3 protein-coding genes are annotated in these 3,108 nt (G+C 45.5%); all 3 read left to right on the top strand.

Translation table 11 applies throughout. The features are described from left to right. Window positions 1–244 precede the first annotated feature (244 nt). On the top strand, window positions 245–445 hold the full coding sequence (locus tag JGK36_RS33585) for a DUF2862 domain-containing protein (RefSeq protein WP_293155850.1): 201 nt from the start codon (window positions 245–247) through the stop codon (window positions 443–445). 225 nt (window positions 446–670) lie between these two features. Next, complete coding sequence (locus tag JGK36_RS33580; protein ID WP_293193983.1) at window positions 671–1,765, top strand: ArsA family ATPase; 1,095 nt, start codon at window positions 671–673, stop codon at window positions 1,763–1,765. A gap of 297 nt (window positions 1,766–2,062) precedes the next feature. Further along, the gene (locus JGK36_RS33575; protein ID WP_293193981.1) at window positions 2,063–2,803 is read left to right on the top strand and encodes a Uma2 family endonuclease; all 741 of its coding nucleotides are present in this window, start codon (window positions 2,063–2,065) and stop codon (window positions 2,801–2,803) included. The last annotated feature ends 305 nt before the right edge of the window (window positions 2,804–3,108 follow it).

Genomic DNA, 3,108 nt, shown 5'->3' with positions numbered 1-3,108 from the left:
TTTTGGACGATCGCAATAATTCTCTCAGTTGACCATTTTGACTATATGATACTACTATTGCTTACTACTGCTTACAAACTTAATAAAGTTTTATAATACCGTCTTTTAGGGAAATTTGATCGAAAATTTCGCTGGAAAATCATGGCGGGCGATCGGGCCCGGTGGTGTTGCTGCTCGATCGAGACCGCCAAACTGTAAAATGAACGCTTGTATATAAGTTATGTAGAGCAGGAGAACAATTTCAGTGGCAATAGAAGTAGGTCAGAGAGTTAAGGTACGCCGTCTCAGAGATCGGATACCTGCAAATATGGTGGGCAAGATAAAGGAAAATCCAGTAGGCACTGTTGACGGATTCAGAATGGTTGATGGCAGCGGAGTAGGCGTGGTTGTCAAGTTTGACGGTTTTGCGACTTGGTTCTTTGAAGATGAGCTAGAAGCCGTTTAGTAGAAGGCCGTTGTCAGTGGGCAGTGGGCAGTTGTTAGTTGTCAGTTGTCAGTTGTTATTGGTAGCAGCTAACAACTCACACATCAGGAATCAGAAAGAACAACTACCTACTGCCCACAGCCCACAGCCCACTAACCACTGACAACTACCCACTGACAACTGACAACTCTGGCTGAAGGTTGCGCTTAAATGTTAAGTAGTAAGCTTTGGCACTGAGAACAGAAAATGGCTTTGATTTTGACATTTTTGGGCAAAGGCGGCACTGGCCGCAGCACGATCGCGATCGCAACAGCTAAAAAATATGCGGCTCAAGGCAAGCGAGTTCTGCTACTCGGCCAAGATCCGGGGCCTGCATTGGGTATTCTGCTAGGGGTTCCCCTGACTCCCACGCCACAGGAAATCGCCCCCAACTTCAAAGCAGTTCAGGTGAACAGCGCGCCGCTGCTAGAACGCAGGTGGGACGAAATTAAACAACTAGAAGCTCAATATGTCCGCACTCCGTTTTTCAAGCAGATTTACGGGCAAGAATTGGGAGTGTTACCGGGGATGGACAGCGCGCTGGCGTTGAACGAACTTCGGGAATACGACGACAGCAAACAATACGATGTCATTGTGTATGACGGCAGCGGCGGCATGGATACGCTGCGGATGTTGGGAATGCCGGAAATTTTGAGCTGGTACATCCGTCGCTTCCGCCAAGCGTTGGTAGATTCGGATTTGGGGAAAGCTTTGTCGCCTTTTATTCAACCGGTTGTCAGTACCGTGTTGACGGTGGATATGTCGGGAGACAATGCTTTTCAATCTACCAAGCAAGTCGATAATCTGTTGGATAAGGGTAAGGAAGCGCTGGCAGATCCGAACCGCACGGCCGCTTATTTGGTGACGACTGGGGATGCAAGTGCGATCGGCACTGCGCGCTATTTGTGGGGAAGTTCTCAACAAATTGGTTTAACTGTCGGCGGTGTGATTGTCAATCAAGCACCGCTTACAGAAACGATTGCTGCTGATTTCGATCCTTTGACAGCAGTTTCTGTGCCGGCCCACAGCGATAATAGTTGGCAGCCGTTAATTGATGCTTTGCCAGATTTTTCTGAAGCTGGGAAAGCTCCTAAACCGATTAACATCAACACTGCACAGCGTCTAGTTAGTTTGTTTTTGCCTGGGTTTGACAAGAAAGAAATTAAATTGATTCAATCCGGGCCGGAAGTGACGATCGAAGCGGGCGATCAGCGGCGCAATATCTTGCTTCCTCCGGCGCTAACTGGAAAATCTGTCACAGGTGCTAAATTCCAGAATGGTTACTTGATTATTTCTTTTTAGCAGTTAAGTTGTTCGGGATTTTGGGTAAATTTTGGAACGGGCAAGATGCCCGTTCCACATTATTTTTATTAGTAGTTGTATGGGGTACGTTGTTGGGCTTGGGCCCTATACGTTTAAATGGTTATATAAGCTGTCAGTCATACCTCATCTTTCCGAGAAAGGCTATAATTTAGGGATTTTTCATGGATCCGCACCCTACGACCACAAACACTGAAAATTATCGATAAATCTTGGAAAATACGATCGCCCGCAGTGCGTCTATAATATAAAATCATTAGCAAATTTGGGAAAACAGCAATGGTTACACAACTGCAATCTCCCGACCAACAAAACATCGTATACCCTGACGATAACGGAGAACCAATGTCAGACAATACTGAGCAGTTTCGATTAATCGTTTGGATTAAGGAAAATTCCGAACTATTGTTTGCGAATGACCCGAATGTTTTCGTAGCCGGCGACTTGCTTTGGTATCCCGTTGAAAGAAATAATAAACTTTGCCAAGCACCAGATGTGATGGTAGTTTTTGGTAGACCAAAAGGATATCGAGGTTCCTATCAACAGTGGAATGAAGATAATATTCCGCCGCAAGTCGTTTTTGAAATTTGGTCGCCGGGAAATCGGCCTGCTCCGATGATTCAAAAGTTCAAATTTTACGAACGTTACGGCGTGGAAGAATACTATTTGTACGACCCACAAACATTAGAATTGACAGGATGGCAGCGGGTTGAGGAAGAGTTAGAGGCGATCGAACAAATAGACGGTTGGATCAGTCCGAGATTGGGCGTGCGGTTCCAATTATCTGAAACCGGACTCGAAATGTTCGGGCCAAACGGAGAAGCATTTATGAGTTTTGTGGAACTCGCTCAACTGCGGCGCCAAGCGGAAGCACAAGCGACTGAAGCAGAGCAACTGCGACAACAAGCAGAGGAACGGGCGACTGAGGCTGAAACTTTGCTCGAGCAAGAACGATCGCGATCGCAAGCCTTAGAAGCTCAACTCCGAGCAATGGGAATCGATCCAAATCAATTGCAATAGATGATTGGGCAATTTAAACGCCGATTTAAATCGCGTACATAATCTCCGTAGATACTGTCTTGACCTGTCAAGGGGTGGCGATCGCATAATTAGGGCTTGCTGAAAAAGTCAGAAAACAGCATTTAGAAAGATGAGTGAATTTGAGATCGCCTCGACAATATAAGTTGTGTTAATTTTATGATGGCAAAACATAGCTTTTACCAATGATTTAAGCCAAAAAACATCAAAAAAGGTTTTTGTTATGAAATAGACAGAAAAAAAGCCAAAAAGCCTGCCGTACCCTGGCAGAAAGATTCATCACCAGA

It is taken from the genome of Microcoleus sp. PH2017_35_SFW_U_B (assembly GCF_020737865.1).
Lineage (GTDB): Bacteria > Cyanobacteriota > Cyanobacteriia > Cyanobacteriales > Microcoleaceae > Microcoleus.
This window is presented reverse-complemented; position numbering and strand designations above follow the sequence as displayed.